Origin of the sequence: Anaeromyxobacter sp. SG66 (assembly GCF_022690805.1) — a bacterium.
GTDB classification, from domain to species: Bacteria; Myxococcota; Myxococcia; order Myxococcales; family Anaeromyxobacteraceae; genus Anaeromyxobacter; species Anaeromyxobacter soli.
Genome location: NZ_JALCZC010000003.1, coordinates 124,326 through 148,385, shown reverse-complemented (window position 1 = coordinate 148,385; position 24,060 = coordinate 124,326). Strand labels below are relative to the sequence as shown.

Genomic DNA, 24,060 nt, shown 5'->3' with positions numbered 1-24,060 from the left:
GCGATTGGCTTGACAGCACCCCGGTCGCCCGAACATCCTCTCCCGCCGATGCGCGCGCTCATCGCCGCGGCCCTCGCGGCCTACCTGGCGCTCACGGCGATCGCGCCGCACGTCCACCTCGAGGACCCCGGGAGCGGCGGGCACCCGTGCGCGGTGTGCGTCTCGCGCATCGGCGACGTCGCGACCCGCGCCACCCCCGAGCTCAGGCCCTCGCCGCTGGTCACGGGCGAGGTGATCCTCCCGCCCGGGCTCCCGCCTCTGGCCGGCGCTCCGCTCGGCGCAGTCCCCGGTCAGTCCCCTCCCGTCCCCGCGTAGCCGGTTGCCTTTCGCGAACCGCGGCCGCCCCATTCACCAGGGGTGCGTCGCGCAGCCGTGACGACGGGCCAGGGGCGCCTCGCGCGCCCGGGAGCAGGACGACATGAGAACGACGATCGCGGCGAGCGTGCTCGCCGCAGTCCTCGCGCTGCCGCAGCAAGGCGGCGCGCAGGAGACGCCGGCAGCTTCGACCGGCGCGGCGAGCGGTGAGGCGAGTCCGCCGGCGCGCGCGCCGCAGGGGCCTCCCGGAGCACCCGCCGAGCAGTCCGAGGCGGAGAAGAAGAAGCTCGAGGAGGACATCACGCGCGAGCTGGGCGGTGCGCCCGCTTCGAGCGGGCAGCCGGCGGCCGGCGGCGGGGAGACCCCGGGCCAGGGCGGGGCGGCCGCCCCGGGTACGGCGGGCGCCGCGCCCTCCGACGCGGCCCGCTACGCGCGCGTGCTGCTCCTGCCCGACGTGAGCGCCATCGGCAGCGGCGCCGCGACCTTCGGGACCTACGACATCGGGAAGCTCTCCCCGCGCTCGGGGCCCTTCGGCCCGGCGGACAAGCCGGGCTTCCAGTTCCAGGAGCTCGAGCTCGGGCTCCAGGCCGTCGTGGATCCCTACGCGCGCGCCGACGCGTTCGTCTCGTTCACGCCGGACGGCGCCGACGTGGAGGAGGCGTACCTGACGACGCTCTCGCTCCCCGCCGGCCTGCAGCTCCGCGCGGGGAAGCTCTTCAGCCCCTTCGGCCGCCAGAACCAGCAGCACCCGCACGTCTGGGAGTTCGTGGACGCGCCCCTCGCGCGCTCGCGGCTCCTCGCCGACGAGGTGCTCTCGGGCCCGGGCGTGGACGCGAGCTGGCTCGCGCCCCTGCCCTGGTTCGCGACGCTCCACCTCGCGGCCCAGAGCACGGCGCCCGGGGCGGGGGAGGCCGAGGCGCTCACCGGCATCGCGCGCCTCGAGCAGTTCTTCCCGCTCGCGGCGACGGCGACGCTCGGCCTCGGGCTCTCCGCGGCGCGCCGGGACGAGCCGGGCGGCGGAGCGTTCCGCGACCTCGGCGGTGTGGATCTGTACCTGCGCTTCCGCCCGCTCGAGAGCCGGTCCTACCTCGCGCTCTCCGGCGAGCTGTACGCGCGCCGCTTTCGCGGCGTCCCGGACGCGCCGCGCGGCACGGACACCGGCGGCTGGGCGCAGGCGTTCTGGCGGCAGGGGAGCTACTTCGGCTACGGCGCGCGCTACGAGTGGGCGCCGTCGGCAGGGGAGGCGGAGCCCGGGACCGAGCAGCGCGTGGCCGCGCTCGCGGCGTGGCTCCCCTCGGAGTTCCAGCGGCTCCGGCTGCAGGTCGCGTACGACCGGCGGCCGGGCGGACAGGACGGCCTCGAGACGCTCGTCCAGCTCGAGTTCGGCATCGGCGCGCACGGCGCGCACCCGTTCTAGGAGATCACCATGCGCACCTCGCTGCTCGCATCGCTCGCCCTGCTCCTGCCCGCGCTCGCCGCCGCCGAGCCCAAGGTCGTCACCACCACCGAGGGGCTCGCCGCGCTCGCGCGCGAGGTCGGCGGCGATCGCGCCCGCGTGGAGAGCCTCTCCCGCGGCGTGCAGGACCCGCACTTCGTGGACGCGAACCCGATCCTCGCGGTGAAGCTCAGGAACGCCGACCTCCTCGTGGACGTCGGCCTCGACCTCGAGATCGGCTGGCTGCCGCCGCTCGTGAACCAGTCCCGGAACGCCCAGATCCAGCCCGGCGGCCCGCGGCGGCTCACCGCCGCGAGCGTGATCCAGGTGCTCGACGTGCCGACCGGCGTCGTCGACCGCAGCCGCGGCGACCTCCACCCCGGCGGCAACCCGCACTTCCTCACCGACCCGCGCCGCGCGCTGAAGGTCGCGGAGGCGATCGCCGGGCGGCTCGCGGCGCTGGATCCCGGCGGTGCCGATCGCTACCAGAAGAACCTCGCCGCGTTCCGCGGCAGGATCGAGGCGGCGATCCCGCGCTGGCAGGCGGCGCTCGCGCCCGTGAAGGGGCGGAAGATCATCACCCAGCACCGGACGCTGCCCTACTTCCTCGAGTGGACGGGGCTGCAGTCGGTGGGCGAGCTCGAGCCCCGCCCCGGCGTCCCGCCGCCGCCCGCGCACCTCGCCGACCTCGTCGGCCTGGCGAAGCGCGAGGGGGTGAAGGCGATCGTGCTCGAGAACTACTACGACCGGCGGTCGGCGGACGTCGTGGCGAAGTACTCCGGCGCCAAGGTGGTGCAGATCCCCGGCGACGTCGGGGGCGAGCCCGGGCTCGACGGCTACGAGAAGTACGTGGACATGCTCGTCACGCGCGTGGCCGGGGCGGCGCGATGAGCGGCGCGCTCGTGCGCCTCGAGGGCGCGGCCATCGGGTACGGCCGCCGGCCGCTCCTCCAGGGGCTCGACCTCGCCGTCGGACCGGGCGAGTTCCTGGCGGTGGTCGGCCCGAACGGCGGCGGGAAGACGACGCTCCTCCGGACCCTGCTCGGCGCCCACGCTCCGGTGGCGGGCCGCGTGGTGCGGCGGGAGGGGCTGCGCGTCGGCTACGTGCCGCAGCGCGAGCACGTGGACACCATCTGGCCCTTCACCGCGGGGGAGGTGACGCTGATGGGCCGCGTGCCGGTCCTCGGGCCCTGGCGGCGGCCCCGCCGCGCCGACCGGGAAGAGGCCCGGCGCGCGCTCTCCCGCGTGGGCGTGGAGCACCTCGCGGAGAAGCGCTTCGGCGAGCTCTCGGGCGGACAGCGCCAGCGCACGCTCATCGCGCGGGCGCTGGTCGCCGATCCCGAGCTCCTCGCGCTCGACGAGCCCACGAGCGGCATGGATCCCGCCGCCGAGCTGGGCCTCATGGACCTGCTGCGGGAGCTGCAGCGCAACGGCGCGCTCACGATCGTGATGGTCTCGCACCGCCTCGAGGCGGTGGCCAACTACGCCCGCGCGCTCGCGTTCGTGGACAAGGACCGGAGGCTGTTCCGGGTGGGCAGCCTCGACGAGATGCTCCGCCCGGACGCGCTCGGCGCGCTCTACGGCCGCGCGGTGGCGGTGCGCGAGGAGGCGGGGCGGCGGCTCGTGTACCCGCTCTCCTCGAACGGCGAGGAGGTGCTCCCGTGAGCGCGCTCCAGGAGTTCCTCGCCGCGCGCGAGATCTGGCAGGTCCCGCTCGCCGCGTCCGTCGTCGCGGGCGCGCTCCTCGGCGCGCTCGGGGTGTACGTCGTCCTCCGGCGCACGGTGTTCGTCTCGGCGGCCCTCACGCAGCTCTCGACGCTGGGCCTCGTCGCGACGCTCCTCGCCGAGGAGCGGTTCCACATCGAGACCGAGCACGCCTCCGAGCAGCTGCTCGTCGCGATCACGTTCTCGGTGGTGGGCGCGCTCGTGCTCGGCGCGCTCCGGTCGCGCCGGCTCCCCGCCGAGGCGACCGTCGGCACGGCCTGGGTGGTGTCGTCGGCGCTCGTGGTCCTCGGCGCGAGCCGCCTCGTGCACGCCGCGCACGATCTCGGCGGGATGGTCTTCGGCAACGCGGTGGCGGTGCCGGCGAGCGACCTCGCGGTCATCGCCGGGGTGGCGGTGCTCTGCACCGTGGTCCACCAGCTCTTCGCGAAGGAGCTCGCGTTCACGTCGTTCGACGCGGAGACGGCGCAGGCGGTGGGGATGCGCGTGCAGCTGTGGGACTCGGTGCTGTTCCTCACCATCGGCCTCGCCATCCCGGTCACGGCGAGGGCGCTCGGGGCGCTGCCGGTCTTCGCGTTCCTCACGCTGCCCGCGGCGGGGGCGCTGCTCCTCGGGGCGCGCTTCCGCGTCGCCTTCCCGCTCGCGGCGGCGCTCGGCGTGGTGGCGGCGGCGGGAGGGTACGTCCTCTCCTGGATCTGGGAGCTCCCCACCGGCGCGACGATGGTCGCGCTCGCCGCGTTCCTCGCGGCGCCCGCCGCGCTGCGGCGCTCGGCGTGGTGATCAGCGGGCCCCGCCGGCGCGGCCCGGGCCGGCCGCGTCGTCGAGGAGCTGGGGCAGCGGCGTCATCGTGCGCGCCGTGGCCCCGGCGGAGCGGCGGGGCAGGGTGACCGTGAAGGTGGTGCCGCGGTCGGGCGCCGACTCGACCGCGATGTCGCCGCCGTGCGCCTGCGCGATCTCGCACGCGATGTGGAGCCCGAGGCCGAGGCCACGGCCCTCCGCGCCGCTCGCGAAGGCGTCGAAGACGGAGGGGAGGAGCTCGGGCGGGATCGCCGGCCCGGGGTTGTGGACCGCCACCGAGGCGCTCGTCGAGCTGGCGCGAAGCTCGACCGTCACGACGGCTTCCGCCTCCGAGTGCTCGCACGCGTTGGCGAGCAGGTTCGAGAGGACCTGGGCGAGCCTATCGCGATCCCAGTCTCCCTCGCACCGCGGGGGGAGCCGCAGGTCGAAGCGGTGCTGCCGGTGGGAGGGCTCGGTCTCGGCCGCCGCCTGCCGGACGAGCTCGCAGAGGTCGATCTCGGCCCGCGTGAGCGGGATCCCGCGGCCGAGCCGGACGCGGGAGACGTCGAGGAGCTGCTCGACCATGCGCGCCATGCGCCGGGCGCTGCGGAGCACGCGCTCGAGGTGGCCGCGCACCTTCGCGTCCTCGCTGCGCCTGAGCGCGAGCGTCGCGCCGGCGACGACCGCGCCGAGCGGGTTGCGGAGATCATGGCCGAGCACGGCGACGAACGTCTCGGAGAGCCGGACCGCGCGGTTCAGCTCGTCGATGAGCCGCTCGCGCTGCGCCTCGGCGGTGTGGCGGTGGAGCGCCTCGCGGTTCAGCGCGGCGAGCTTCTCCGACGGAAGGGCGAAGTTGCCGGGCTGCTCCGGGGCGACGAGGCGGAGGAGGAGGAGCGCCTCCGGCCCGGGCAGCCGCGCTCCCTCGCAGCGCACCCGCTCGGCGCGCCCCGCGAGCGTGAACGCGCCGGGGAGCGGTCCGGTCGATCGCAGCCAGCTTGCCACGAGCTCGGCGAGCGAGGGATCGCCGGCGAGCTCCACGAGCGCTCGCCCCTCGAGCGCCGCGACGGGTGCGCCGAGCCGCTCGCCCGCGGCCTCGTTGGCCCCGAGCACCACCCCCGCGCGCGAGACGAGCAGGAGCGCGTCCGGCAAGAGCTCTGCGATGGCGCGGAACTCGGCGAGCACGCGATCACTCCCGGACGTACTCGCGGCTCGCTGCGGCGGCCGAGCGCTCGGAGGGGCGGAGGTCGCAGAGCTCGGAGGGCACCGCGGTCCTATGCGGTCCGTCGGGGGTCATGACCGATCCCTTGAGAGGTCTGCCCCCGGCGGAGGACCGGACGAGCGTGCCGGCGATGCGCGGAGCCTGCGGTACGCGGCGAAATGGCGGTGGCGCTACCCTGGCGGTCTCCGGTCACCTCTGTAGCGGATGGAGAAGCGTGCTCAGGCGTCGCGGCCGCGCCGCGCCACCTCACGCGCCTCCTGCGCGAGACCCTCCACCACGGAGTGGAAGCCCTTGAACTGCTCCATGCGCGCCGCGGGCAGCCGGCGGCGGATCTCGGCGGCGATCCGGGGGACCTTCGCGGTGCCGCCGGTGCAGCAGACGACGCCGATGTCCGCGGGCTCCACCCCGGCCGCGCGCACCGTCTCGTCCAGGCTGCCCAGGATCGCGTCCACCTCCCGGCCGCTCGCCTCCTCGAAGCCCGCGCGCGTGACCCGCTCCCGCACCTCGATGCCAGGGTAGGAGAACACGATCTCGGACTTCGTCGCCGAGGAGAGCGTGCGCTTCGCGCGCTCGATCGCCTCGAACAGATGGAAGCCCTGCGTGTCCTCCACGAGGATCGCGAGCTGATCCATGGAGCGGCGATCGTCCTCGGAGAGCGACCACCGCCGCACGTCGGCGAGGAAGCTGGCGATGTCGCGCCGCTGGAGGATCGACAGGTGCGCGGGGGAGCAGAGGTGCTGCACGATCCCCCGAGGCATCCGCAGGACGTTGTTCCCGAACGGCGCCCGGTACTGCACCTCCGCGCCGAAGTGCCGGCCGACCTGTGCCCGCATCAGCGAAGCGTCGAGCGCGTCGCCCGCGACCGCCACGCCGCCCACGGCGAGCACGTCGCCTCGCTCGAGCGCGCGGGGCCCGATGCGGAGCACGGTGAAGTCCGAGGTGCCGCCGCCGAAGTCGCCGATCAGCGCCAGCTCCTCGCGCTGCGCGGCGGCGCCGAACGCGCGCGCCGCGGCGACCGGCTCGGGCAGGAAGTGGACCTCCTCGAAGCCGGCGAGCTCCGCCGCCTTGCGGAGCCGGGCCTCGGCGAAGGCGTCGTCCTCTCCGTCGAAGTGGACCGGGCGCCCCAGGAGCGCCCGCCGCACCTCCGTCCCGAAGTGCGCGTCGGCCCGCACGCGCATGTGGCGCAGCAGGGCGGCGACCAGCTCCTCCGCGGAGACGAGGCGCCCGCGGAGGATCGTCCCGCGGAAGGATCGCGAGCCGAGGTGGTGCTTGATGGAGCGCAGCAGGCGGGCTTCGCCGCCGTGCTCGACGAACTGGCGAAGCGCCTCGCCGCCTACGAACACCCCGCCGGCGTCGGGGAAGCAGAGGATGCTCCGCAGGATCGTCGGATCGGACGCGTCGGGATCGAGCGGCACCGGGTCGAACACCCGATCCCCGTTCGCGGCGGCGAGGAGCGAGTTGCTCGTGCCGAAGTCGATGGCGTAGAGCGTCGGAAGATGGGGCATGCGGCTCTCCGGCGCGCCCGCCGCGGCGACCTCGTCTCTTCCGACCCGCGTCCGCCGGACGCCCGGCCAGCAGGGGCGAGCACGTTCCGAGGCGCGAGAGCGGCTGCCCGGCCAGCGACGTGACCGTGCCGATCGAGAGGGGGTGCGGGGGCGCGAGGTGACCTTCTCTGAGGGATTCGTGGCGCGGGTCGCACTTGATAACCCGTCGCCGGCGACGCCGCCAACCGTTGTCGTGCGCGAGCTGGACTCGCTGGCTGGAGGAGCTCCGCGAGCTTCTTCTGCCGGGCCCGACACCGGACCTGTTCAGGGTGGGACTCCCCGAGATGCTCACTTGCGTCGGGGGGACTTCTTTCCGCCAGAACCATTGAGAGCGACGGCCGCGCGGATGAGCGCCTTGAACGCATTCGCGTCGACCTCCTCACCCTCGTGAATGTCGATGGCGCGCCTTGCGTTCCCGTCGAGGCTCGAGTTGAAGAGCTTGGCAGGATCTTTCAACGAAGCGCCCTTGAAGAAGGTCAGCTTCACCGTCGACTTGTACGACTCTCCCGTGCAGATGCCCCCGTCATGGGACCACACCGGGGTCCCCATCCACTTCCACTCTTCCACGACCTCAGGGTCGGCCTCCCTGATGAGGGCACGCATCCTCGCAAGCGTATCGCCTCTCCAGTCACCCAGCTCGGCGATCCTTTCGCTGATGAGTCTCGAGGCCGCCTCGCCTGCTGCCTGTGAATGACTCTTCATCGTCCCGCCCTTCGTTCGCGACAGGCCGCGTTGCCCGTGGAGCGGCCGGATGAACGCCTCCTCATAATGGGCGACGTCGTGAGACACGACATCTTTGCGGGCGCCTCCGCGTCAGCGACTCGCCGGCAACACCACGCACGCCGTCTGCGACGGACACGACGCCTTCCGCTGGAGCTCGCACGCGCGCTTGCGGTCGCCACGCTCTGGTAGTACTCGCGCGGATAGGCTTTCCACGCCGAGCCAATCCGATCCCGGATGACGCCGGATGCTGTCCTCCAGCGCGGTCGTCATCTCTGCCATCAGCCCCGCCATCCGGAGCAGGTGGAGCCTCCCTTGATGGATGCTCAGGTCGCCGGGCGCGAGCTCGATGGCCGCGTCGAGGTGCTTCACGGCGCGACGGAAGCCCGCGAGCTCCTGGTCCGCGCCGCCCCGGCCATCCGCCTTCGCGTCACCGGCCGCGCGCGCTGCGAGCCCGACCTCGACGTTCGCGAGGCATTTGTGACCTTCGGCTCGCGTGTGGCCTTCGACGGCCTTGAGCCAGGCTTCACACGTCGCCTTCGCGGCGGCGAGGTCACCAGCCAGGAAACTTCCAGACCCACTGCGGACCATCTTCCAGGCTCGCGGTCGAGTCGGTGCTGGCGCCCGGAGTCCTGCTCGATCCGCCCCGATGCGGCACATCGTGCGCTCTCCTGCTAGCGTGTCGTGTTCGTCCATGGGAGGCGTACATGTCCGGAGTCGCTCGTTCACTCATCGTCTTCGGCTGGTATCTCGCGGGCTTCGGAATTGGGCTCGTCCTCATTCCGAACGTCCTGCTCGGGATCTTCGGCCTGCCGCCAACCGAGGAGGTCTGGATCCGCGTCGTCGGGGTGCTGGTGCTCGTCATCGCCTACTTCAATGTCCGGCTCGGGCGCGAGGAGTTCCTCCCCCATGCGCGGCTCACCGTTCACGCGCGCATGGCGGTGCTCGTCTTCCTGGTCGCGTTCGTACTCGCCGGGCTCGCCAAGCCGATCCTCATCCTGGTCGGCGTGATCGACTTCGCCGGCGCGCTCTGGACCGCCGCAGCGCTCCGGAGCCACGCGCGGAACGCGACCCAGCCGCTGGTTGGATGATCGGGCGTTCCGCACCAGGCCTGATGAGCGACGCGACTTCATCCGGGAGCGTCGGAACGAAGCGGTTGCCGTCACGCCCCGACCGCTGTTACGTTCCGCGGTCGCAAGGGGAGTAGTTCCCGCCGCACGAGCGGCGGAGGGGTGATCGACACACCGCCTTCGGGCCGGTCCCCCACCTCGCCACGCGCGAGACGAACGAGACCTTCGGACGGGGTAACCACACCCTGGCCGAGGTCGTTCGTCCGCCGCATCCGACCCCGGCCAGCCACTTTACGCGGGCACGCCCGCCGGGAGTCGTACTTGGAAGCGATCGTCAGCTCCTTCTTCCTGGTCGCCATCAGCGAGATGGGCGACAAGACTCAGCTCCTCGCGTTTTCGCTCGCGACCAAGTACCGCCGGCCGTGGGTCGTGATGGGCGGGATCCTCGCGGCGACCCTCCTCAACCACGCGCTCGCGTCGACCGTGGGGACGTGGGCGTCGGCGCACGTCCCGCCGCGGGTCATGGCGGGGATCCTCGCAGCGACGTTCATCGCGTTCGGGCTCTGGACCTTGAAGCCGGACACGCTCGAGGAGAACGCGCGGCCGGATCGCTTCGGCCCGTTTCTCACGACGACGTTCCTGTTCTTCCTCGCGGAGATGGGGGACAAGACGCAGCTCGCGACCGTCGCCCTGGCCGCGCGGTTCGGGTCAGTCCTGCTCGTCACCACGGGCACGACGCTCGGGATGCTCGCGTCGGACGGTCTCGCCGTGTTCCTCGGAGAGCGGCTCGCGGAGCGCGCGCCCATGAGGTGGATCCGAATCGGAGCCGCCGGCCTGTTCTTCGCGTTCGGCGCCGCCTCCGCGTGGACGGCGACCCAGGGCGCGTGACTCGACGCACGCGCCCTCCCTCCTCGCCGAGGGGCCGTCGAATCGGCGGCCGTCGTCTGGAGCCGCCTGCACGCCACGCGTGCGGAGCTTGTTCTTGAGGCCGATGATGACGCAACCGCCACTTGCGTCTGGCGCGCATCCACGTCCAGCGGCTGCCCGAGCAGGGCCTGTCGTGGGCTCAGGTGGCGCGCAATCACAGGTGCTCGGCGTCGAACGCGAGGCGGGCCGTTTGGGCCGGCAGCGGCTGCACCCGCAGCACGAGGTTGCGCCGCGAGTGCAACACACGGTGTTCCGTCGTGACGAGACCCGTCAATGGCAAGGACAGACCAGCCCCTGGCCGCCGTCGTGAGCGGTCTTCACGCTGTCCGGGCAGGTCGAATCCGAAGAGCACTGCAGCATCCGGGCGCCCAGCGTAGGGAGGTACTCGGCGCATGCGTACGCATAGCTGCTGTAGGAATTGGCGACGTCCGTCGTGAGCCCGAGAGCGGTCGCAATCGCGTTGCATTCAGCCAACGAGTTTTGCGCGTTGAACCACTTCGAGTCATTGCGCATCAGGCGCTGTCCGATCGATGCACACATGTCCGTGCACCCGACCGTTGAGGCGGTGCTGTAGTCCGGGTCGTAGCACCAGTAGATGTGACCCACCTTCGCGCAATGCGGATTCGTTGCGATACCGGCCGGCTCGACCGTCAGCGCTTCTGATTGCTGATCCAGCCCCACGCCCTGTTCCTGCGCCACCTCCTGTCCGCAAGCAACGAGCAGGAGCGCAGCCCCCATCGCCCAGATCACGCGCCTCATCGGTCACCTCCGCGTTTGGCCCTACGAATTACGCGCGGCTCCGTCGCAGCGGGGTATCGATCATCTGGGGTTGCGGCACCGTGCCTTGTACGCCTGTCCGTGCTGGTAGCGAGACCTCGCCGGCTCATCCGCTAGGCACCGGCGGGCCCTCGTGAAGCGCCTCGTCGTGGCGCGCGGGCTACTTACGAGCCCACCCGTATACGAGGAGGTCGGAGAGCGAAGGACCGCCCGGTGTTCGACGAGTTGGAAGACGTTCGCGCGGGTCGGGTTCAGGCGGTCGGCTGGTTAGGCCCCCTACACTGCTCGATGCGAGTCGACCGAGGGTCAAGACCTTCCACTTCCCACTTTTGACGACTGAACCCTTGGGCGCGTCCGTCACCCAGCCGCGTGCACCACGAAGAAACAGTTCTGGATGTCGTGCGGCAGCGTGTGGACCGACACCTCGCCGAAGCCGGCATCCGCAAGCATCGCCCGGGCGCGCTCCTCGCCCCACATCGTCCCGAGCCCGGCCCCGCCCTGCGCGAGCGAGACGGTCATGCAGTGCATGACCGACACGGCATAGAGGAACGGCGCGAGCGGGTGATCGACGTTCCGCTCGAGGGCGCTCGACGCGCGGATGTCCTGCATCAGGAAGATCCCGTCCGGCGCGAGACGCCGCTGGATCGCGCGCAGTGCGCCGGCGGGATCGGCCTGGTCGTGGATCGCGTCGAACGCGGTGACGAGCTCGTACCGCTCGTCGCCGACCGCCCCGGCGGCGTCCCGCACCTCGAACGCGACGTTGGTGAGCCCCTGCTCGGCGGCGGCTGCGCGCGCAGCGCGGATCGCCTCCTCTGAGAAGTCGTGCCCCGTGAACCGGCTCCGCGGGTACGCCCGCGCGAGCGCGACGAGCGCCCGCCCTGAGCCGCAGCCCACGTCGAGGACGGAGATCCCGCTCCGCAGGTCCTCCTCGAGCCCGGGCACGAGGGCGACGATCGCTTCGATCGCGCCCACGACGCTCTGCCCGCTGTCCTCCGCCATCACCTCGTGGAAGCGGTCGAACGCGGAGTACGGGACGCCGCTCCCTCTGCGGAAGCATTCGACGATCCTGTCCTCGACGGACCCGAGCAGCGCCACGTACTGGGCGTAGACCGCGACGTTGTTGGGCGTGGCGGCGCGCGTGAGGAGCGCCGCGTGCGCGGCGGGCAGGCGGTACCGTCCGCCTCGCGGCTCGTACTCGACCATCCTCGCCGTCGTCATCGCGCCGAGCCACTCGCGAACGTACCGCTCGTCCAGCCGCGCCTCGCGCGCGAGCTCCTCGCTCGTCGCGGGCGGCAGGCGCGCCATCGCGTCGAAGAGCCCCGTGCGGTGGCCGATCGAGGTCATGAGCGCCGTCCCGGCGTCGTCGAGCATGGCGACGAGTCGGCTCCCGAACGCCTCCACCGCCTGCGGGTCCGGTGTGGCCCGCGTGGATGCCGCATGCTGCTGCTCCATGGCCGCCCTCCTAGCCGCGGGATCTAGGCGCGGCGCAACGCCACAGCCATGACGGTGCCGGCAGGAGGTCGGTCGAGCGCCGCCTCGGACGCCATATCGAAGCCAACCAGGCTTGACCCGGGGGCCACGTCGCTGCGCCGTTCGCGTTTGGGCCTACGGGCAGACCGGCGAGAGGTCGACGAGGGGATCGCTGAGGTCCGGCAGGCACGTCGCGACCGGATCGTCGGCCCGCACGCACACGTGGTAGCTGAGCTCCGTCACCGTCGGAGCGTCCCACACAGTTCGGCACGCTTCCTCGGTGGCGAAGCTGAACCGCAGCCCGAACTCCTGCTGCCCGGGATCGAGCTCCGGCACCCACGGCGGACCGGAGTACTGCCTCCAGACCTCTTCCAGGAGCCCGCCGTCGAGCATCCTCATCGTCGTGTCGGTCCGCTGGTACGCGTAACACCGGATCGGGAAGTCGCAGACGTTCACCATACGATACCCGTGCACCCACTCGCCGGAGAGCTCGCCGCAGTGCACGTCCTCCACGTGCAGGCACGACGTGGCGACGTTGCACGACGCCCAGGGCGTGAGGAGTGCCGGCTCGATCCATCGCGGGCACCCGGTCCCGCCTTGAGCGCAGGGGCAGATGCACGTCGACGCCGGCGCGGCATCCACCTTCCCGCAGGAATCGACGTCGTAAAGGTGGTCGTCGACGCAGCTCAGGCTCGCCTGCGGAGCGCACACCGCCGGGACCGTCGCCTCGCTGCGAGGGGGCTCCGCGCAGCCGAGCACGAGCGCGAGCAGGATCGACAGTGACAGGGCGCGGCTCATCCTGGATTCTGGCCCGTGCGTGCGAGCGCGGAGAGCGCGAGCGACCCTCATCCCGTTCATGCCGTGTCCCCTTCGTAAACGGGCGCGGCCCTCGGGCGAGCGGAGCCGCGCGTTCACACCACGTGACGCGATGATACGCCACCACCGCAGGGCGCGCCCCGGAAACCCGGTGCCCTCCCGCGCCTCCGGGCCAACCCCGGAGCTCGGAGCAAAACCCCGAAGCCATCGAGGACGAGTAAGGCCTCGCTCAGCAGAGTTCTTCGCTGTGTGAAGCTCCTGGAGCGGCCCCGCCCGCGGTCACGCTGGCGTCGGGGAGCGGCGAAGTTCGCGCGCGCCATAGGGGCGGCCAATGCGCAGCCGCGACCGTCTTCAATTTCAAAAATGCCAGACGCGGCATTCGTCGCGGGAAGTCACGCGGGCCGAACAGGTCATCGTCCAGGCAGGCGGAGTCCCCGGCCAACGCCTACCGAACGCCATCTCGTGGTCCGGAAACGCGGCACGGCTGGACGCTGGCGGTTGCGAGCCGACGCGGCGCTGCCCGAACCGGCGGGCTGACCTCGCTTTCGAGCCGCCCTCCGGGTGAGGGCACGCAAGGTGGCCAGCGGCTGCGGCGCCGAAATGACCCGGCAGCGGCAGTCGCAGCGCGCGCGCCACACCTGCGGGGGAGATGGGGTTTCCCTTGATATCGGCGCCTGCGAATCGGCGCGACCTTCGCGCGAGAGCGATGAGCGCCCGTCGGTGCCCGCTCCGGAGGAAGACAGGCTCAAGTTCGTGCCGTAGAGCTCGTCAAGTGTCTGGAGAAGCGCATCGCTGTCAGCACCGATCGAACGGAACGTAACGCGACCTTGGTATGTGGTCAGCTCGATGTCCTTCCCGAGTGAGCCCGCGCGCCACGCCGGTCCGAGGACGATTTCAAGTGCCACACGCTTACCCCGGCTGCCCGCCGCGTCGCTCGCGCGAGTCGGGTGATACGGCGGCGGGAGCGACCGTCCGTCACCCGCTCGGCAAGCGCGAGCTGGAGCGACGAGCGCGGCGTTTCAGGGCAACACGTCCGTCGCCGGCGGACACGGCGCGCTGACATCCAATCGTGTCGCGACGCGCCCGATGTGCGCGCGACCGCGGAGAGCTCTCGCGCGCCGACGAGCTCGAGTCTCGCGACTGAATCGAGTACGACGTCGCCCAAAAGAAGAACGCCGGCCCAGCGAACTGGGCCGGCGCCTGGATGGTCGCGGTGCTGCAATCGGCAGCCGCTGCACCGCCCCGCCACGATGCGTGTCCGCGACTACTTCGCCGACGGGACCGCCTCGGCCGGCTTGGCCTGGGCCTTCTTCGGGGCCTTCTTCTTCGACTGGTTCGTCGTCTTCGCCGGCTTCGCCTCCTTCGCGGGCGCGACCGGGGCTGCCTCCGCAGGCTTCACGTCCGGCGCGGCGTCGGCGCGCGCGGCTTCGCCGGGCTGAGCGGCGTCGGGCTGGACGGCGCCGGGTTCCGCCTGCGCAGGCGCGGCGGCCGGCGCCTCCGCCTTGGCCGGCTCCTGGGCGAGAGCGGGGGATCCGAGCGAGATCATCGTCAGAAGCGCAGCCGCCGAGATCGTCTTGGTCACGTGTGGACTCCTCGAGGATGGGGGTTGAAGGTCGCGTCTCTTCGGCTCGGCGCGACGCCTGCCCAGCTTGCAACGCGGAGTGCGCTCGGCCATTCCCCTCGCGATGCGAATCGGCGTCGCGGCGGGTGCGTACGCGCGCACATCGGGAACTGTCAGCTCGCTCGGTGTTCCCCGACTGCACCGCGACGGCGACAGCTGGCGCGTGTTCAGTCGTAGAAGCCCTGGTGCGACTTCATCAGCGTCGCAAACTGGGCCTTCCCGTGGCCGAACCAGATCGTCGCCTTCTCGCGGTTGGCCAGCTCCCTGAGTCGCTTCGCGGTACGGACGTAACCAAGCGTGTCGTAGACGATCCCCGGCATGCGGAGGGGAGGGCCGTACTTCGTCGCCGTGTACAGGGCATCGGACGCGATGATGATCTTGCCCGTGTTGGACCGACCGTCACCCGCCGGCGAGCACGACCTGCAGTAACGGAGCGATCACCAGTGCGGGCAGCATCGCCCCGACCGGCGCCGGTCCTCGACGCCGATCCCCGCGAGCACGAGGTTCAGCCCGATCGCCGCGACGAGCAGCGCGCCGGTGCCGCAGACGGCGAGCACGCGCGAGTCCGTCGCCGGGTCCCGGGAGCGCCTGCGCGAGCGCCGCCGCGCGTCCCAAAACGAGAACGCCGGCCCAGTGAGCTGGACCGGCGTTCGGTTGGTTGCGGGGGCAGGATTTGAACCTGCGACCTTCGGGTTATGAGCCCGACGAGCTACCTGGCTGCTCCACCCCGCGTCAGTTGGGAAGGTCGAAACGAGGCGCGTTTCTACTGGCGAACCGGGGTGGGGTCAAGAGTTTTCGAGCGGCGTGCTCGCGGCGCTGCGCCCGCGGCTGCGGCGGAGAGAGCGGGCGCCCGCAGCGGGCGCTCTCTCGTCGAGCCCTGCGGGCGGCGCGATGATCTCGCTAGGCCTTCCCTTCGCGGCGGCGAAACGCGTCGAGGCTCCAGGGTCCGCCGCCGGCCGCGGAGAGGTACAGGAACAGGAACGCATACAGGGCTGCGGGCGCGCCCTGGTTGAGCACCGGCCAGAAGCCCTGCGGGGCGTGCGCGTAGAAGTACGCGACCGCCATCTCACCGGAGAGCAGGAACGCGACGGGCCGGGTGTAGAGCCCGACGAGCAGCAGGAGGCCGCCGAACGTCTCCAGCACGCCGGCGATGCCCGCCAGCGACGCGACCGGCGCCGTTCCCCCCTCCGGCATGATGGCGCCCGGGAACGCGAACAGCTTGGCCGTCCCCACCTGAATGAAGAGAAAGGCGGTGACGATCCTGAGGACGCTGAGCAACTGCGGCGTCCAGGATCGCCAGCGCGTGTCCGGACCGGGAACGTTCAAGGGGTCCTCCGCGGCTCACCGAGGTTCACCCTCGCGACGAACGCGAGGCCTGAAGATCGACACGGGCCGCCGGCGCCTCTCGATGAGCCGCATCGAGAGGATCACGCCCGGGCGGCGAAAGGTGGAGCCTCCGGTCCGCGGCGCCGTGCGCGCGAGGCGACGGCGCCGCGAACGACGGAGCTCACGCGCCGGGGCGCCGCCTCACTTCCAGCCCGGGAACGGGTAGACCGGCTTCGCCTTCGCGATCTGCGGCGGGTAGACCGTGACGGCCTTGCCGCCCTGGTACTGGATGACCGGCATCTTGTGCTGGTTCTGGTTCGTGAAGCCCTCGTACGTCTGGAACTTCACGTCGCCCATGATGCTCGACCAGGTGCCCGTCGCGAGGGCGTCGCGGATCTTCTTCCGGTCGGGTCCGACCTTCGCGACGGTCTCCGCCATGATGGTCATCGCTGCGTACGCGGTCGCCGCGTGGTAGGTCGGCCGCTTCTTGAACCGCGCCTCGTAGCGCTTCGCGAAGTCGGCGGCCCCCGGCCAGCCGGTGTCCGGCGTCCACTGCGTCACGGAGAACACGTTCGTCGAGATGTCCTTCTCGCTCTCGAACTGCGCGGTGTCGAACCCGGCGCCGCCGCCGAGGAACGCCTGGGGCTTCAGGCCCACCTCGCGCGACTGGCGCATGAGCAGGATGGCGTCGGCCACGTACGAGACCATGAAGACGAGGTCCGGGTTCTGCGCCCTGATCTTCGTGAGCGTGGAGCGGTAGTCGGGCGCGCCCTTCTGGTAGGCCTCGTCCGCCACGACCTTGAGCCCCTTCTTCTGCGCCAGGTCCTTGCCGAGCGTGCTCACGGACGTGCCGAAGTCGGTCGACTCGTAGATGAAGGCGATCGTCTTGGGCTTCCCGGCCGCGAGGACCGCGTCGAGGAGCGTCTCCGCGTACTCGTGCGCGGGGGCGCAGAGCCGGAACACCCAGTCGTACCCCTGCCGCGTGATGTCCTCCTTGGACGCCACCGGGATGAGGAGCGGAACCTTGTACTGCTGCGCGAGCTTCGCCATCGCGTTCGCGGGCGCCGACGAGTACGGGCCGACGATGGCGGGCACCTCGTCGCCGGACACGAGCTGCTCGGTCGCGCTCATCGCGACCTGAGGCTTCCCCGTGTCGTCCTGGCGGATGGCCTTCACGTCGATGCCCTTCGCCTTGAGGTCGGAGATCGCGAGGTCGGCGCCGTTCGTGAGCGCCTCGCCGATGGGTGCCTCAGGCCCGGTCACGGAGTTCACGAACCCGAGCGTCACCGAGTTCGCGGCCGCCGCGGGCGCGGCGGCGGTGAGCGCTGCGAGGAGCGGAACGACACGCTTCGTCATCACGAGGAACCTCCAGAGAGAGAGACCGACCAGGAGTCATGCGACGGACCGTGCGCGCGCGCCGCCCCACTCGCGAGGAGGGCCCCGCGCGGGATCTGCGTGGAGGCTGCCGGCCACCCACGGTTCGCTCCCGCCTCCTCGCTGCCCGCTCGGGCACGAGAGCGCCCGGGGGCGATGCATGCGGGGCCGCCGGGCCTTAGGACTCATGCGGTGGCCTCCCTGGACCTCGACACACCGCTCGTCCGCGCCCTCCTGCAAAACGCCCCCGTGGGGATCGCCATCCTCGACCGGGACGGGCGACACCGCGCGGTGAACGCGGAGTGGTGCCGTCAGACTCGCCGCTCGCCCTCGGAGGTCGTCGGGAAGACGGCCAGCGAGGTGTGGGGTACGCCCGAGAGCGTGGCTGCCGAGCGGGAGCAGCTGGAGCGCCTTCGCTCGGGCCGACCGGTCGAGTGGCAGGACTACACGCACCGGGAGGGCGAGGAGACCGTTCATTACCGCTGGGGCTTCACGCCGGTGATCGCGGACGACGGCAAGGTCGTCGGAGGGGTCGCGTTCACGCTGAAGGTCACGGACCAGGTGAACGTCGAGCGCGCGCTCGAGGCGCTCCAGCGCGCCGAGCAGGACCGCGACCTCTTCCTCGCCGCGCTGGGCCACGACCTGCGCGGCCCCCTCGGCGTCATCCGGACCGGCGCCGATCTCCTCCTCCGCTCGTCCGCGGCGCTGCAGCCCGACGTCCAGCGGATCGCCGCTCGGACCGTGCGGAGCGTGAGCCGGATGACACGCCTCATCTCGCAGCTCCTCGACTTCGCGCGGAGCCGGTCGGGGACGATGGCGCTCCACCCGAGCTCGTTCGACCTCCGCGAGGTGTGCGAGGAGGTCGCCACCGACGCCGCGGTCTCCGACACGCCGGCGACGCTCGAGCTCGCGCTCGGTCCGGCGTGCACGGGCTTCTGGGATCGCGACCGGCTCGAGCAGCTCGTCCACAACCTCGTGGCGAACGCGATCGAGCACGGCGCGCCCCCGGCGCGCGTGACGCTCCGCTCGGACGGCGGCGACGCCGTCCTGGTGGTGGCGAACGCGAACCGCGGTCCGCCGATCGCGCCCGAGACGCTCCCGCGCCTGTTCGAGCCGTTCCACCAGCCCGACCGCGAGCACCGCTCCGGCCTCGGGCTCGGCCTGTACATCGCGCGGTCGATCGCCGAGGCGCACCGCGGCGCGCTCACCGCGGAGTCCGACGCGCAGGGGACCCGCTTCACGCTCCGGCTGCCGCGATCGTGAGCGCGGTTGCGCGGCGCCCGGGTCGGGTGCGCCGCGCCGCGCTCGGACCATCGAGCGGCTCCGGGCGATCCGACGAACGTCAGCTCCTGCGAGCGGCGCTCGCCTCCTGCTCGGCCGCGGCGCGGAGCGGCTCGACCGCGTAGCGGCGCATCGGCGCGCGCATGACGGGCCGCAGGAACGGGGAGAGGAGGCGGTAGGCGCCCTTCATCCGCACCGCTCCGTGGAGCGTGTAGCGCATCCCGCCTGGCTCGGGGATGAACTCGCTCACGAAGGTCGCGTCGTAGCGGCGCTTGGACTCCTCGAGCGCGAGGCAGGTGGGGGAGACCTGGCGGAGCCGGTTCGGCACCTTGCCCTCGCGCCGGTGCTGAACCTCCACGACTAGCTCCCCGCCCTCGGCGCGCACCACGCGCGCCGCCACGATGGTCGCCGGGAAGATCGTCGGCCAGCGGGCGGGGTCCGCGTACAGCGCGAGCACCTGCTCGGCTGCAGCGTCGATGTGCGTCGAGATCGTGACCCGCACCGGCGAGCCCGAGCGCCCGGACCCGAGCTCGGGGTCGCCCTCGGCGGGCCGCTCGGAGCGCGCGCCGTTCGCGCGCGGGAACATCCGTCTCGGCATCGTCACGCCTCCCGCGCGCTCGGCGGCGCGCCCTCGGAGCGAGCCCGGCTGCGCGAGGGAGCCACGCTCGCGCCGCTCGAGACGTAACGGCGGGAGCGCGGGAAGCGAACGTCAGTCCCCGCTCGGCACGCACCGCGTCGAGTCGAGCGTCACCGCCTGCCCGGTGCCCTCGTGCACGAGCAGGCACGCGTCGCCGCGCATCACGAGGCGAAACCGTTCGGGCATCCCGAGCTCGCGTCCGGAGACCGGCAGGCCGCAGGGATCGCGCAACGGCGCTCGCTCGACGCTGAGGGCGCTCGACCGCGTGAGCGCGTCGTCCGCGAGCGTGACCGGCGCACCGTGGAGGGCGGCGCTCACGGCCGCGGCGAGCGCGGCGCGGCTCGCGGGGGTCGGCTCGACGATCACGGCCGGCACCTCGTGGGGCTCGGAGCGCACCGTCCGGCAGCCGGCCGCGAGGAGCGCGGGCGCGAGCACGAGGAGAGTCGTCAGGGCGCGCATCGCGCTCACCTCGTCACGATCCGGTTCTGGCGCCAGGGCGACTTGACCACCTCGCCCTCGCCCGCGAGCGCTTCCTGCGACACGAGCGCCCGCGCCGCGGCCGTCGTCGCAGCCGCCGTCAGCGGGCAGCTCCCGGTCGCGCGGTACGCGAGCGCCGCCGCGAGGCGACCCTCGCGGGCGTCGCCGAGCGCGTGGTCGAAGTCGTCCGACACCGCGCAGCCGGGCACGCCTGCGCCGCCGCTCCCGCCCGGCACGAAGCCGTCGCCGTAGCTCCCGAAGCCCTGGTCGTTCACGCCCTGGACCTGGATGGCGAAGTAGGTCGTGCCGCAGTTGTCCTGCGGCGAGAAGCTGTACGGCTTGCCGCAGGTCGTGGCGCCGATCTGGATCACGCTCACGCCGATGCCGCGGAGGCCGTTGATGATGGACTCGCTCGCCGAGCACGTCCCCGAGCCGGTGAGGACGAAGACGCGGTCGAGCCCGAGGAAGGGCAGGGCGGCGCCAGGCGCGCTCGAGAAGCCCTGCGTCGCGTCGAGGAACGGCATGGGGGGGAACGGCAGCCCCGTGGCCGGATCCCGCGTGGCGATCTTGTCGTTGAACACGAGGCGCTCGAACGCCTTTCCGGACGTCGCGGTGGGACCCGCGATCATGTAGGCGAGCTCGCTCGCGATGGCGAGATAGCCGCCGCCGTTGTACCGGAGGTCGAGCACGAGATCGGCCACCCCCGCGCCCCGGAGCTGCTCGATCGCCGCGACGAGCTGCGACTCGGCGGTCGCGAAGTGGTCGTTGAAGAGGACGTACCCGACGGTGCCGCCGCTGGTCGGGATCGTGAGGGTGGTGGGGACGGGCGCGCTCTCGACGTTCGCCGAGGTGATCCACACCGTGCGCGTGCCGAGCGCGTCGGCGAACGTCAGGCTGTGGGTCTCGCCCGCCGCCGCCGGGAACAGGCCGGCGTTCAGCGTGGCGACGTCGCTGCCGTTGACGAGATCCACGCCGTCCACATCGAGGACCTCGGCGCCGCGCGCGATGCCGGCCAGCGCGGCGGGCGAGCCCGGCTCCACGTACGCGGCCACGATCCGGCGCGGCGGGGCGGGCGCCAGGACCACCCACTGCACGCCGTAACCCGCCTCCACGCCGGACTGGGAGAGCGCCACCCAGGCGTCGGTCGGATAGGTGAAGTGGAACCGGTCCTTCGGGCGCCCCGACTCGGTCAACGCGGGCGTCTTCAGCACGTCGAAGTAGCTCACGGCCGTCGCGTAGTGCGCGGGATCCGCGTCCGGGACCTCGCGGTACCAGAGGTAGAGCTCGTCGATCCAGGAGCGGAGCCAGGCCTTCTCGTCGGCGAGCGTCCCCTGCCGGTCGGCGTACGGCGCGCCGGTGGAGGGGTCGATTCCGGCTCGCGGCGCGGCACATCGCGCCGCGAACTCCGTGGAGGGCGGAAGCGAGGCGCCATCGCCGGACGAGTGGCACGCCGCGGTCGCCGCGAGGATCGCAATCGCGATCGGCAGGAGAGCAGGGAGGCGCGGCGCGCGGGCCAGGGAGCTGGGCATGGGAGGTCTCCTCCGGAGGTGCTCGAGCGGCGGAATGCTTGCACGGAGCGTGCGGAGCCCGCAAGCGAGGTGACCCCACCGGATTCCACGTACCGTGGGTCCTGCCCGCCCTCTGCTGCGCTCGTGACGGGGGCGCGCAACTCCTCACGCGCCACGCGCCGTCGGCCATCTCTTCGCGGGTGTACCATCCCACCGGAACGGGTCGGCGGACGGCCCGGCGACGAGGGGGCAACGTGAAGATCGTTCTCTTCGGGGCGACCGGGATGGTAGGGCAGGGTGCGCTCCGGGAGTGCCTGCGCGATCCCGACGTCGAGCGCGTCCTCGCGATCGGGCGCAGCCCGACCGGTCGGCGTGACGCGAAGCTCCGCGAGGTCGTCCGGGCGGATCCTTCGGATCTCTCCGGTCTCGAGGGCGAGCTCGCCGCCTGCGACGCCTGCTTCTTCTGTCTCGGCGTGTCGTCGGCGGGGATGTCGGAGCGCGACTACCGGCGCGTCACCAAGGAGCTCACCCTCGCGGTCGCGCGGACGCTCGTGGCGTGCAATCCCCGCATGACGTTCGTCTACGTTTCGGGGGCGGGGACGGACAGCACCGAGCGCGGGCGGTCGATGTGGGCGCGGGTGAAGGGGGAGACCGAGAACGCGCTGCTGCGGCTCCCGTTCGCGTCGGCGTACATGTTCCGGCCGGGCTTCATCCAGGCGCTGCACGGCATCACCTCGCGGACGAGGCTCTACCGTGCGCTCTACCCGCTGCTGTCGCCGCTCTTCCCGGTGATGAACGCGCTCTTCCCGGACCTCGTGACGACCACGGAGCGGCTCGGGCGGGCGATGCTCGCCGTCGCGAAGGGCGGGGCGAAGAGCCCGGTGCTCGAGACCCGCGACATCAACGCGCTCGCGCGCGGAGCGGCGTCTCCCTCGACGCGCTGAGCGGGGGCGTGGGCGCCGCGCCGCTCGTGGACCGGACGCTCCGACGGCGCGCGGTCCTCCCGGCGCCGGCATCGCCGCTCGCGCACCGTCGCCGCGCGCGATGGGCCCGGCTTCACGAGGCAGGCCCCGCGAAGCGTCGGCGTGATCGCGCCACCGCACATACAAGGCGCCGGAGAGGAGGACACCGCGATGGGAAACCCGTTCGTACACGTCGAGCTGAACACGACCGATCCCGAGAAGGCGAAGGCGTTCTACGGCAGGCTGTTCGACTGGAAGCTGGAAGACGTCCCGATGGGACACGGTGGGTCGTACACGATGATCAACGTGGGTGAGGGGACGGGCGGCGGGCTCATGAAGCACCCGATGCCCGGGGCGCCCTCGTCCTGGCTCGCCTACGTCCTCGTGGACGACGTCGCCGCGGCGACGAAGAAGGCTCAGTCGCTCGGCGCCACCATCCTGAAGGACGTCACCGAGGTGCCCGGCGCCGGCTGGTTCAGCCTGATCGTCGATCCGACCGGCGCCGCCCTGGGCCTGTGGAAGTCGAAGTAGAGGACCGATCCCAACTTCCCGGACCCGACTCCCGTCCTCGCCGCGCCCCGCCGCGGGCGCCCCTGGCGCGGGATTCGCCGGGAGCGCACATTCACTCTGGGGCGCCTCGCTTCGCGGGGCTGCAGGAGGCTCGGGCGAGGGGGCGCAGGCATGGCGAGGGGCACGGCGAGCGTCGGGCTTTGGGCAGTCGTTCTCCTCCTCGCCGCGTGCGGCGGCGGTCCCTCGACACGCGAGCCCACGCCTGAGCCGACTCCGTCCCCGGATCCGACCGCGCCCGGCCCGAGCGCAACGCCGGAGCCGCCGGCGTCGCAGCCGTCGCCGCCTCCCGCCGCGACGCCGCCGTCGTCTCCGGAGTCGCCCCCTCCGCCGGCGCCGGCCGCCGACGCGTGCGCGGGCCTCGTGCCCGCCGCGCTGGGCGAGGCCGTCGAGCACAGCCTGCCGCTCGACGGCTTCTACTTCTGCCGCGAGCCGATCACCGACGGGACGGGGGACTGGATCGGCGTCGGCACCGGCTACAAGCAGAGCGCGTACCGGTTCCTCGACGCCGCGACCGGCGCGGGAGACGACACCGTCGCCTTCCAGGTGTCGCTGCTCGCAGAGGGCTTCCCCATCGCGCCGCAGCCGCACGGCTATCACCTGAACCACGGCGGCGATTACCTGCCGGGCCTCTTCGAGCGTCGTGACGCGCGCGGAGCCCTCCTCGGCGGGGACGGGCCGCTCGGCCGCGTGCGCCAGCTCCACCCGGTCCCGGGAGGCGGGAGCGCGCTCCTCACGACCACGGAGGGCATGATCACGAACGACCGCCACCCGGACGGGAGCCCCATCCTGCGGCTCGAGTACGTGCGCGAGGACGGGTCGCGCGCCGGAGCGGCGGAGCTCGATCGCGCTCCCTATCAGCTCGGCGTCGCCCGCACCGGCGAGGCGCTCGTCGTCGCTCTCGACGGCGCGCGCTGGTTCGGGCGGGACGCCGCCCCGCTCACGGGCTGGTTCCCGCTCACGCCGCCGCTCGGAGCGACGAGCGTCGGCGACGACACCGCTTCGCTCGCGGACGGGACGGTGGCGCTGCGCGTGAGCGGGGTCTGGACGCACGTCTTCGCGCCGGGGAACGCGGCGGCGTCTCCTGCCCCGCAGTGGCTCGCGGATCGGCCGGGGACGCGGGTGTACGTGGTGCGGGGAGGGCGCGCGAACGCGGTGGTCGGGCCCCAGCTCGCGTGTCCCTCCACCGCCGAGATCGAGATCCTGACGCCGTCCGGCACGTCGTGCGGGAAGATCCAGCTGCCGCTCGAAGGCTGCGCCTGGGCGTTCGTCGGGGCGGACGGCACCGCGATGGCGATGAGCCACGAGGCGAACGTCTGCGCGTGGCGCTGGTGGCGCGGGCTCCTGAGGTAGCCGGACCGCCGCCCCCCTCTGTCACCGCGCCGCGCGCTCACACGCCGCCGCGCGCTCGAGCAGCAGCTTGCGCTCACAGGTGAACGGTTTTTTGCGGCGGCACGCCCCGACAGGCTTGCGGGCGTCGGGCCGCGCGTCTCCCGGTGGGCTCCTATATTCGGCCG

Annotated in this window: 25 protein-coding genes and 1 tRNA gene; 11 read left to right on the top strand and 15 right to left on the bottom strand. The window is 72.4% G+C overall.

The window, feature by feature from the left end; all coding sequences use genetic code 11:
• Nucleotides 1-48 precede the first annotated feature (48 nt).
• The 5 genes from MNZ39_RS02310 (at nt 49) to MNZ39_RS02290 (ending at nt 4,250) form a co-directional block, all read left to right on the top strand.
• A complete protein-coding gene (locus tag MNZ39_RS02310; RefSeq protein ID WP_242333864.1) occupies nt 49-315 on the top strand; it encodes a hypothetical protein in 267 nt (88 codons plus the stop codon).
• Between the two features lie 103 nt (nt 316-418).
• On the top strand, nt 419-1,732 hold the full coding sequence (locus MNZ39_RS02305; RefSeq protein WP_242333861.1) for a hypothetical protein: 1,314 nt from the start codon (nt 419-421) through the stop codon (nt 1,730-1,732).
• 9 nt (nt 1,733-1,741) lie between these two features.
• On the top strand, nt 1,742-2,641 hold the full coding sequence (locus MNZ39_RS02300; RefSeq protein WP_242333859.1) for a metal ABC transporter substrate-binding protein: 900 nt from the start codon (nt 1,742-1,744) through the stop codon (nt 2,639-2,641).
• On the top strand, nt 2,638-3,414 hold the full coding sequence (locus MNZ39_RS02295) for a metal ABC transporter ATP-binding protein (protein WP_242333856.1): 777 nt from the start codon (nt 2,638-2,640) through the stop codon (nt 3,412-3,414). The genes MNZ39_RS02300 and MNZ39_RS02295 overlap by 4 nt, the downstream gene beginning before the upstream one ends.
• Complete coding sequence (locus MNZ39_RS02290; protein WP_242333853.1) at nt 3,411-4,250, top strand: metal ABC transporter permease; 840 nt, start codon at nt 3,411-3,413, stop codon at nt 4,248-4,250. The genes MNZ39_RS02295 and MNZ39_RS02290 overlap by 4 nt, the downstream gene beginning before the upstream one ends.
• Here MNZ39_RS02290 and MNZ39_RS02285 read toward each other — a convergent pair whose 3' ends face one another.
• The 4 genes from MNZ39_RS02285 to MNZ39_RS02270 form a co-directional block, all read right to left on the bottom strand.
• Nucleotides 4,251-5,429 (bottom strand): sensor histidine kinase KdpD, encoded by a 1,179-nt coding sequence (locus tag MNZ39_RS02285; RefSeq protein WP_242333850.1) that lies wholly within the window; start codon nt 5,427-5,429, stop codon nt 4,251-4,253.
• 255 nt (nt 5,430-5,684) lie between these two features.
• Nucleotides 5,685-6,971: an Hsp70 family protein gene (locus MNZ39_RS02280; protein WP_242333848.1), complete on the bottom strand. Its 1,287-nt coding sequence runs from the start codon at nt 6,969-6,971 to the stop codon at nt 5,685-5,687.
• Nucleotides 6,972-7,298: 327 nt separating this feature from the next.
• Nucleotides 7,299-7,712, bottom strand: coding sequence for a DUF1801 domain-containing protein (locus MNZ39_RS02275; protein ID WP_242333917.1), 414 nt, complete (start codon nt 7,710-7,712; stop codon nt 7,299-7,301).
• Between the two features lie 111 nt (nt 7,713-7,823).
• Nucleotides 7,824-8,426, bottom strand: a complete 603-nt coding sequence (locus tag MNZ39_RS02270) for a hypothetical protein (RefSeq protein WP_242333845.1) — start codon at nt 8,424-8,426, stop codon at nt 7,824-7,826.
• A gap of 11 nt (nt 8,427-8,437) precedes the next feature.
• Here MNZ39_RS02270 and MNZ39_RS02265 point away from each other — a divergent pair, with 11 nt between their 5' ends.
• Together MNZ39_RS02265 and MNZ39_RS02260 are read left to right on the top strand one after the other, a co-directional pair.
• Complete coding sequence (locus MNZ39_RS02265; protein WP_242333842.1) at nt 8,438-8,821, top strand: hypothetical protein; 384 nt, start codon at nt 8,438-8,440, stop codon at nt 8,819-8,821.
• Nucleotides 8,822-9,121: 300 nt separating this feature from the next.
• Complete coding sequence (locus MNZ39_RS02260; RefSeq protein ID WP_242333839.1) at nt 9,122-9,688, top strand: TMEM165/GDT1 family protein; 567 nt, start codon at nt 9,122-9,124, stop codon at nt 9,686-9,688.
• Nucleotides 9,689-9,997: 309 nt separating this feature from the next.
• Here the strand turns inward: MNZ39_RS02260 and MNZ39_RS02255 are convergent, their stop codons facing one another.
• The 8 genes from MNZ39_RS02255 to MNZ39_RS02220 form a co-directional block, all read right to left on the bottom strand.
• Nucleotides 9,998-10,486: a hypothetical protein gene (locus tag MNZ39_RS02255; RefSeq protein WP_242333836.1), complete on the bottom strand. Its 489-nt coding sequence runs from the start codon at nt 10,484-10,486 to the stop codon at nt 9,998-10,000.
• A gap of 375 nt (nt 10,487-10,861) precedes the next feature.
• Nucleotides 10,862-11,956 carry a class I SAM-dependent methyltransferase gene (locus tag MNZ39_RS02250; RefSeq protein ID WP_242333834.1) on the bottom strand — a complete coding sequence of 365 codons (1,095 nt, stop codon included), beginning with the start codon at nt 11,954-11,956 and terminating at the stop codon, nt 10,862-10,864.
• Between the two features lie 153 nt (nt 11,957-12,109).
• Nucleotides 12,110-12,772, bottom strand: a complete 663-nt coding sequence (locus MNZ39_RS02245; RefSeq protein WP_242333832.1) for a hypothetical protein — start codon at nt 12,770-12,772, stop codon at nt 12,110-12,112.
• Between the two features lie 1,282 nt (nt 12,773-14,054).
• Nucleotides 14,055-14,372, bottom strand: coding sequence for a hypothetical protein (locus MNZ39_RS02240; protein WP_242333829.1), 318 nt, complete (start codon nt 14,370-14,372; stop codon nt 14,055-14,057).
• 206 nt (nt 14,373-14,578) lie between these two features.
• Nucleotides 14,579-14,731, bottom strand: a complete 153-nt coding sequence (locus MNZ39_RS02235; RefSeq protein WP_242333826.1) for a hypothetical protein — start codon at nt 14,729-14,731, stop codon at nt 14,579-14,581.
• 335 nt (nt 14,732-15,066) lie between these two features.
• Nucleotides 15,067-15,143: transfer RNA gene (locus MNZ39_RS02230), tRNA-Met, on the bottom strand.
• A 168-nt stretch (nt 15,144-15,311) separates the two neighbouring features.
• Nucleotides 15,312-15,737 carry a DoxX family protein gene (locus MNZ39_RS02225; RefSeq protein ID WP_242333823.1) on the bottom strand — a complete coding sequence of 142 codons (426 nt, stop codon included), beginning with the start codon at nt 15,735-15,737 and terminating at the stop codon, nt 15,312-15,314.
• A 201-nt stretch (nt 15,738-15,938) separates the two neighbouring features.
• Nucleotides 15,939-17,093 (bottom strand): ABC transporter substrate-binding protein, encoded by a 1,155-nt coding sequence (locus MNZ39_RS02220; protein ID WP_242333820.1) that lies wholly within the window; start codon nt 17,091-17,093, stop codon nt 15,939-15,941.
• Nucleotides 17,094-17,303: 210 nt separating this feature from the next.
• On the opposite strand from MNZ39_RS02220, the gene MNZ39_RS02215 reads away from it, so the two are divergent.
• Nucleotides 17,304-18,374 carry a PAS domain-containing sensor histidine kinase gene (locus MNZ39_RS02215; protein ID WP_242333817.1) on the top strand — a complete coding sequence of 357 codons (1,071 nt, stop codon included), beginning with the start codon at nt 17,304-17,306 and terminating at the stop codon, nt 18,372-18,374.
• A gap of 79 nt (nt 18,375-18,453) precedes the next feature.
• Here MNZ39_RS02215 and MNZ39_RS02210 read toward each other — a convergent pair whose 3' ends face one another.
• The 3 genes from MNZ39_RS02210 to MNZ39_RS02200 form a co-directional block, all read right to left on the bottom strand.
• Complete coding sequence (locus MNZ39_RS02210) at nt 18,454-18,990, bottom strand: SRPBCC family protein (RefSeq protein WP_242333814.1); 537 nt, start codon at nt 18,988-18,990, stop codon at nt 18,454-18,456.
• Between the two features lie 111 nt (nt 18,991-19,101).
• Complete coding sequence (locus MNZ39_RS02205; protein WP_242333811.1) at nt 19,102-19,488, bottom strand: hypothetical protein; 387 nt, start codon at nt 19,486-19,488, stop codon at nt 19,102-19,104.
• A 5-nt stretch (nt 19,489-19,493) separates the two neighbouring features.
• Nucleotides 19,494-21,035 (bottom strand): S41 family peptidase, encoded by a 1,542-nt coding sequence (locus MNZ39_RS02200; protein ID WP_242333808.1) that lies wholly within the window; start codon nt 21,033-21,035, stop codon nt 19,494-19,496.
• 233 nt (nt 21,036-21,268) lie between these two features.
• Between MNZ39_RS02200 and MNZ39_RS02195 the strand changes: the two genes are divergently transcribed.
• The 3 genes from MNZ39_RS02195 to MNZ39_RS02185 all read left to right on the top strand — a co-directional run bounded on the left by MNZ39_RS02195 (nt 21,269) and on the right by MNZ39_RS02185 (nt 23,896).
• Nucleotides 21,269-21,958 carry an NAD-dependent epimerase/dehydratase family protein gene (locus MNZ39_RS02195; protein ID WP_242333805.1) on the top strand — a complete coding sequence of 230 codons (690 nt, stop codon included), beginning with the start codon at nt 21,269-21,271 and terminating at the stop codon, nt 21,956-21,958.
• 189 nt (nt 21,959-22,147) lie between these two features.
• Complete coding sequence (locus MNZ39_RS02190; RefSeq protein WP_242333802.1) at nt 22,148-22,507, top strand: VOC family protein; 360 nt, start codon at nt 22,148-22,150, stop codon at nt 22,505-22,507.
• Between the two features lie 399 nt (nt 22,508-22,906).
• Nucleotides 22,907-23,896: a hypothetical protein gene (locus MNZ39_RS02185; protein ID WP_242333799.1), complete on the top strand. Its 990-nt coding sequence runs from the start codon at nt 22,907-22,909 to the stop codon at nt 23,894-23,896.
• The last annotated feature ends 164 nt before the right edge of the window (nt 23,897-24,060 follow it).

Excerpts from the sequence above, each read along its gene's own strand:
- MNZ39_RS02310 (WP_242333864.1), top strand. The coding sequence starts at position 49 with ATGCGCGCGCTCATCGCCGCGGCCCTCGCGGCCTACCTGGCGCTCACG.
- MNZ39_RS02305 (WP_242333861.1), top strand. The coding sequence starts at position 419 with ATGAGAACGACGATCGCGGCGAGCGTGCTCGCCGCAGTCCTCGCGCTG.
- MNZ39_RS02300 (WP_242333859.1), top strand. The coding sequence starts at position 1,742 with ATGCGCACCTCGCTGCTCGCATCGCTCGCCCTGCTCCTGCCCGCGCTC.
- MNZ39_RS02295 (WP_242333856.1), top strand. The coding sequence starts at position 2,638 with ATGAGCGGCGCGCTCGTGCGCCTCGAGGGCGCGGCCATCGGGTACGGC.
- MNZ39_RS02280 (WP_242333848.1), bottom strand. The coding sequence starts at position 6,971 with ATGCCCCATCTTCCGACGCTCTACGCCATCGACTTCGGCACGAGCAAC.
- MNZ39_RS02275 (WP_242333917.1), bottom strand. The coding sequence starts at position 7,712 with ATGAAGAGTCATTCACAGGCAGCAGGCGAGGCGGCCTCGAGACTCATC.
- MNZ39_RS02270 (WP_242333845.1), bottom strand. The coding sequence starts at position 8,426 with ATGGACGAACACGACACGCTAGCAGGAGAGCGCACGATGTGCCGCATC.
- MNZ39_RS02265 (WP_242333842.1), top strand. The coding sequence starts at position 8,438 with ATGTCCGGAGTCGCTCGTTCACTCATCGTCTTCGGCTGGTATCTCGCG.
- MNZ39_RS02255 (WP_242333836.1), bottom strand. The coding sequence starts at position 10,486 with ATGAGGCGCGTGATCTGGGCGATGGGGGCTGCGCTCCTGCTCGTTGCT.
- MNZ39_RS02250 (WP_242333834.1), bottom strand. The coding sequence starts at position 11,956 with ATGGAGCAGCAGCATGCGGCATCCACGCGGGCCACACCGGACCCGCAG.
- MNZ39_RS02245 (WP_242333832.1), bottom strand. The coding sequence starts at position 12,772 with ATGAGCCGCGCCCTGTCACTGTCGATCCTGCTCGCGCTCGTGCTCGGC.
- MNZ39_RS02235 (WP_242333826.1), bottom strand. The coding sequence starts at position 14,731 with ATGCCGGGGATCGTCTACGACACGCTTGGTTACGTCCGTACCGCGAAG.
- MNZ39_RS02220 (WP_242333820.1), bottom strand. The coding sequence starts at position 17,093 with ATGACGAAGCGTGTCGTTCCGCTCCTCGCAGCGCTCACCGCCGCCGCG.
- MNZ39_RS02210 (WP_242333814.1), bottom strand. The coding sequence starts at position 18,990 with ATGCCGAGACGGATGTTCCCGCGCGCGAACGGCGCGCGCTCCGAGCGG.
- MNZ39_RS02205 (WP_242333811.1), bottom strand. The coding sequence starts at position 19,488 with ATGCGCGCCCTGACGACTCTCCTCGTGCTCGCGCCCGCGCTCCTCGCG.
- MNZ39_RS02200 (WP_242333808.1), bottom strand. The coding sequence starts at position 21,035 with ATGCCCAGCTCCCTGGCCCGCGCGCCGCGCCTCCCTGCTCTCCTGCCG.
- MNZ39_RS02190 (WP_242333802.1), top strand. The coding sequence starts at position 22,148 with ATGGGAAACCCGTTCGTACACGTCGAGCTGAACACGACCGATCCCGAG.